Origin of the sequence: Streptomyces alkaliphilus, assembly GCF_014141535.1 — a bacterium.
GTDB classification, from domain to species: Bacteria; Actinomycetota; Actinomycetes; order Streptomycetales; family Streptomycetaceae; genus Streptomyces; species Streptomyces alkaliphilus.
This window is the reverse complement of sequence record NZ_VKHT01000336.1, coordinates 1-4,956: the sequence shown is the minus strand read 5'-3', so window position 1 is coordinate 4,956 and position 4,956 is coordinate 1. Positions and strand designations below refer to the sequence as shown.

Sequence of the window (4,956 nt, the reverse complement as noted above, 5' to 3'; positions counted from 1 at the left end):
CCCGTCCCCGGGTCCCCGTCTCACCCCTCCCGGGTGAGGTTGCGGCCCGATTCGGGGTCGAAGAGCAGGATGTGCGCGGGGTCGAACCACACCTCCAGTTCGGCGCCCTCCTTCGCCCGGGTGGCCGCCGAGAGCCGGACGATGAGCTGCCGGGGGCCGCCGCCCTCGTCGGCGGAGCCGGTGACCGAGGCGAGCTCGGCGAGCTGTTGGGACCGCGCGCCCTCCCCCTCCAGCTCGAAGTAGGCGTACTTCTCCGAGCCGAGCGACTCCAGCACGTCCACGGTGCCGGTGAAGACGTGCCCCTTGTCCCGCAGGTGGTCCTCGACCAGGGCGGCGTCCTCGAAGTGCTCGGGTCGGATGCCGGCGATCAGCTCGCGGGGGGCGTCGGCGGCGGACAGCAGGGTGCGGGAACGGTCGGTGAGCGGCACCGACCCCAGCGGCGTGGTGAGCCGGTCGTTCTCGACGGTCACCGGCAGGAAGTTCATCGACGGGGAGCCGATGAAGCCGGCCACGAAGAGGTTGGCGGGCTCGTCGTAGAGGTGCTGGGGGGTGCCGATCTGTTGGACGTTGCCGCCCTGGAGGACGACGATGCGGTCGCCGAGGGTCATCGCCTCGGTCTGGTCGTGGGTGACGTAGAGGGTGGTGGTGCCCAACTTCTTCTGCAGGCGGGACAGGGAGGTGCGCATCTGCCCGCGCAGTTTGGCGTCGAGGTTGGACAGCGGCTCGTCCATCAGGAACGCCTTGGGGTCGCGGACGATGGCGCGGCCCATGGCGACGCGTTGGCGCTGGCCGCCGGAGAGGTTGGAGGGGCGCCGGTCCAGGTGCTCGGTGAGGTCCAGGACCTGCGCGGCCTCGTCGACCTTGCGGCGCACGATGTCGTCGTCGACCTTGGCCAGCCGCAGCGGGAAGGCCATGTTCTCCCGCACGGTCATGTGCGGGTAGAGCGCGTAGGACTGGAACACCATCGCGATGTCCCGGTCCTTGGGGGCGCGCTCGTTCATGCGTTCGCCGTCGATGCGCAGTTCGCCGGAGGTGATGTCCTCCAGCCCGGCCACCATGTTGAGGGTGGTGGACTTCCCGCATCCGGACGGGCCGACGAGGATGATGAACTCGCCGTCGGCGACGGTCAGATTCACCTCGGACACCGCGAGCGCGCCGTCCGGGTAGCGCTTGGACACCTGGTCCAGAACGATCTCGGCCATGGTCGGTTTCTCCCCTGCTCCCTGTGATCCCCGGGTTCTCGCGCGAGTGCTCGTGTGTATGTGTGTCGGTCCCGTCAGCCCTTCACCGCGCCGGAGGTCAGTCCGGCGACGATGCGACGCTGGAAGAGCAGGACGAAGATGACGATCGGAATGGTGATGACCACGGCCGCGGCCGAGATCGTGCCGGTGGGATCCTCGAACTGCGAGGCACCGGTGAAGAACGCCAGCGCCGCCGGAACGGTCCGCGCGGACTCCGAGGCGGTCAGCGAGATCGCGAAGAGGAAGTCGTTCCAGCAGAAGATGAACACCAGGATCGCGCTGGTGACCACGCCGGGGGCGGCCAGCGGGACGATGACCCGCCGGAACGCCTGGATCGGGGTCGCGCCGTCCATCTTCGCCGCCTTCTCCAGCTCCCACGGGATCTCCCGGAAGAACGCCGAGAGGGTGTAGATCGCCAGCGGCAGCGCGAAGGTGATGTACGGCAGGATCAGGCCGGGCCAGGTGTCGAAGAGACCGAGTTCCCGCTCGATGTTGAACAGCGGGGTGACCAGGGAGATCTGCGGGAACATCGCGATCAGCAGCGAGACGCCGATCAGGGCCCGCTTGCCGGGGAAGTCCAGCCGGGCGATGGCGTAGGCGGCCATCACCGCCAGGGACACCGCGATGAAGGTGGAGATCAGCGCGATGCCGATCGAGTTGATCAGCGCCCTGGTGAAGATGCCGGTGGAGAAGATCTCCGCGTAGTTGTCCATCGTCCAGGAGCGCGGGATGAAGTTGCCGTCGTTGATGGTGTCGCCGGTCTTGAAGGACAGCGACACGATCCACAGCACCGGCACCAGCGCGTAGACGACCACCAGCAGGTTGATCACCGACCAGCTCAGTCGGCGACGGGCGTCGTGCATCCCCTTGTCGTTCCCCCGGGTGGCGGGAGCGGCGGTCCCGGGCGCGGTCGTCGCGGCCATCAGCGGCCCCCTTCCCTGGTGCTGCCGGGCGCGGCGGCTCCGAACAACTTCACGAACAGGAACGCGATGATCGCCACCGAGATGAAGATCAGCACCGACATGGCGGAGCCGATGCCGAGGTTCAGGCCCCGGATGAGGTTGTTGTAGGTGATCATCGAGACCGACGAGGTGTCGTTGGCGCCGCCGGTGAGCACGAAGATGTTGTCGAAGATCCGGAAGGCGTCCAGGGTGCGGAACAGCAGCGCCACCAGGATGGCCGGCTTCATCACCGGGATGATGACCTTCCACAGCCGCTGCCAGGGGCCGGCGCCGTCCATCGCCGCAGCCTTGGTCAGGTCGTCCGGCACCAGGGCCAGACCCGCCAGCAGCAGCAGGGCCATGAACGGGGTGGTCTTCCAGACCTCGGCCAGGATGATGATCGCGATGGACGCTGCCCGGTCGGTCAATGGCGCCCCGTCGGGGGCGAAGGTTCCGGCGAGATAGCCGGTATCGGGTGTCCAGGCGTAGAACCAGGAGAAGGCGGCGACGACCGTCACGATGCCGTAGGGGATGAGCGTCACCGTCCGCACCAGGTTGCGGGCGACCAGTGTGCGGTGCATGACCAGGGCCAGCGCCATGCCCAGCACCAACTCGATGGCGACCGAGATCACCGTGATGAGCGTCGTCACCCAGAACGCGGTCCACCAATAGGAGTTGGTGAGGACGACGATGTAGTTCTCCAGGCCGATGAACTCCTGCTGGTCCGGCAGCCGCAGGTCGTAGCGGTGCAGGGAGAGCCAGACGGAGTAGATGATCGGCCAGCCGGTGACGGCGACCATCACCAGCGCGGCCGGCGCGCACAGCAGCCAGCCCAGTCGCCGTTCGGCGCGCTTGCCCTCGCTCATGGCGGCCCGGCCGCCGTTGTCGCCGTTGCCGCCCGGGTCGACGGGGCGGGAGCCGCCGCCCCCGCCGCCGGTTCCGGCGGCGGCGGGGGTGGTGTCCTCCCTGCGGGGCTCGCCGGCGTGCCGGCCGGAGCCGGGCCGCGTCGCGGCCCGATCGGGTTCGGTCGTGGTCACGGGAGCACCCCCTGGGATTGCAGCGCGGCGTCGAGTTCCTCGCGCAGTTCGTCGGCGGTGGCCTCGGGGTCGATGGCCGACGGCGGCGAGAGGATCTTGGCGGTGACGGTGGAGAGGTTCTGGTAGACGGGGGTGAGCGGCCGGACCGCCGCCTCCGCCAGGGCCTCGCGGATGGTCTCCCTGGGCGGGTACTCGTCGGCCATCGTCGGGTTGGTCTCCGGGTCGGCCGGCCGGTCGGGGTCCAGCGGCGTCTCGTCGTCGTAGACGGTCTCGATGCTCGGCGGCAGGCCGGAGAGCAGAGCCTGGTACTTCTGGCTCTCGGCGCTGCGCAGGCACAGGGCCGCCTCGAACGCCTCCGGCTTGTGCTCGGAGTAGCTGCTCACGGCCAGGTTGTAGCCACCGGCCGTCGCCCGGCTCTCGTCCCCCTCCTCCACGGTGGGGTAGCGGGCCCACCTGATGTGCTCCAGGTCATCCGGGCGCTCCTGGGCGTAGGAGGCGTAGACGAAGGGCCAGTTGAACTGGAAGGCCCCGCCGCCGCCCTGGAAGGCGAGCCGGATCTCGTCCTCCTGCTGGTTGGACAGCGAGGGGCTGGTGATGCCGGAAGTGGCCAGGTCGCGCAGGATCTCCAGCGCCTCGACCACGCCCTCGTCGACGACCGCCTCGGTGCCGTCCTCGGAGAGCAGTTGACCGCCGGTGGAGGCGACCAGGCTGTTGAAGAAGACCACCAGGCCCTCGTACTGGGCACCGGTGAACAGCACCCGGTACGGTTCGCCCTCCTCGCGCAGCCGCTCGGCGGTCTCGATCAGCTCCGACCAGGTGGCGGGCGGCTCGGGGGTGATCCGCTCGTCGTACCACATCAACTGGATGTTGGTGTTCTTCGGGGCGCCGTAGACCTTGTCGTCCCAGATCGCCGTCTCCAGCGGCCCGGGGAGCACGTCGCGGACGGCCTCCTCGCGGTTTTCCCCGGTCCACTCCTCGATCCAGCCGGCCTCGGCGAACTCGGGGATCCAGGTGACGTCCAGGCCCAGGACGTCCAGGCCGGTGTCCTCGGCGGCGAGCCGGCGCACCATCTGCTCGCGCTGGCCGTCGGCATCGCGCGGCAGCTGGTTGTAGACGATGCGGTAGCGGCCGTCGGCCTCCTCGTTGCAGCGTGCGACCACGTCGGGGAGGCTCTCCTCCGGGGAGAGGTAGAGGTTCACCTCGGTGGGCCCCTCCTCGGTGCCGCAGCCGGCGATCAGCGAGGCGGCCAGCAGGCCGGCGCCCGCCGCCGCGAGGCCGCGTCGCCGGGCGCGGGGAGCGCCCCCGCGCGGTGCGTGTCGGGGGCGGCCGGGGCCGCCCGGGGTGGGGGCGGTCATGGCGTGGCCGCCGTTTCGTCTCCTCCGGTCGTGCCGGATGTCTCGGCCATGGGTCAGACCTCCTCGTCCGCCTCGCCGGCGCTCCCCGTCCGGGTTCCGCGCTCCGCCGGACCGGACCCGCCGACCGGCCACGGTCCTCGGCTCACGATCCCCGGACGCCCTATTCGTCCTTTTTGTGCCTTTTATTACACATCACGTCGCCCCGGAAGGAACGCCGGGGACCGCCCCCGGGTGTCGTGGCCCGGTGGCTTCCGCCCCCCGGCGCGGCGTGATGCCCGCTCGGCTACCCGGGGATCCGCGGGTTAGCCCGAAAAAGTGCGCGGAGCGGCGACGGGGCACCGGCGGGGGCGGAGCCGATGCCCTGGGGCACGGACGCGGGACG

Annotated in this window: 4 protein-coding genes; all 4 read right to left on the bottom strand. The window is 70.1% G+C overall.

Annotated features, from left to right (window positions below):
• Positions 1-20: 20 nt before the first annotated feature.
• Positions 21-1,202, bottom strand: coding sequence for an ABC transporter ATP-binding protein (locus tag FNQ90_RS12490; protein WP_182606439.1), 1,182 nt, complete (start codon positions 1,200-1,202; stop codon positions 21-23).
• A gap of 74 nt (positions 1,203-1,276) precedes the next feature.
• Complete coding sequence (locus tag FNQ90_RS12485; protein WP_182606440.1) at positions 1,277-2,104, bottom strand: carbohydrate ABC transporter permease; 828 nt, start codon at positions 2,102-2,104, stop codon at positions 1,277-1,279.
• Between the two features lie 59 nt (positions 2,105-2,163).
• Positions 2,164-3,048 carry a carbohydrate ABC transporter permease gene (locus FNQ90_RS12480; RefSeq protein ID WP_143621756.1) on the bottom strand — a complete coding sequence of 295 codons (885 nt, stop codon included), beginning with the start codon at positions 3,046-3,048 and terminating at the stop codon, positions 2,164-2,166.
• 167 nt (positions 3,049-3,215) lie between these two features.
• Positions 3,216-4,574, bottom strand: coding sequence for an ABC transporter substrate-binding protein (locus FNQ90_RS12475; protein ID WP_182606438.1), 1,359 nt, complete (start codon positions 4,572-4,574; stop codon positions 3,216-3,218).
• Positions 4,575-4,956: the final 382 nt, after the last annotated feature.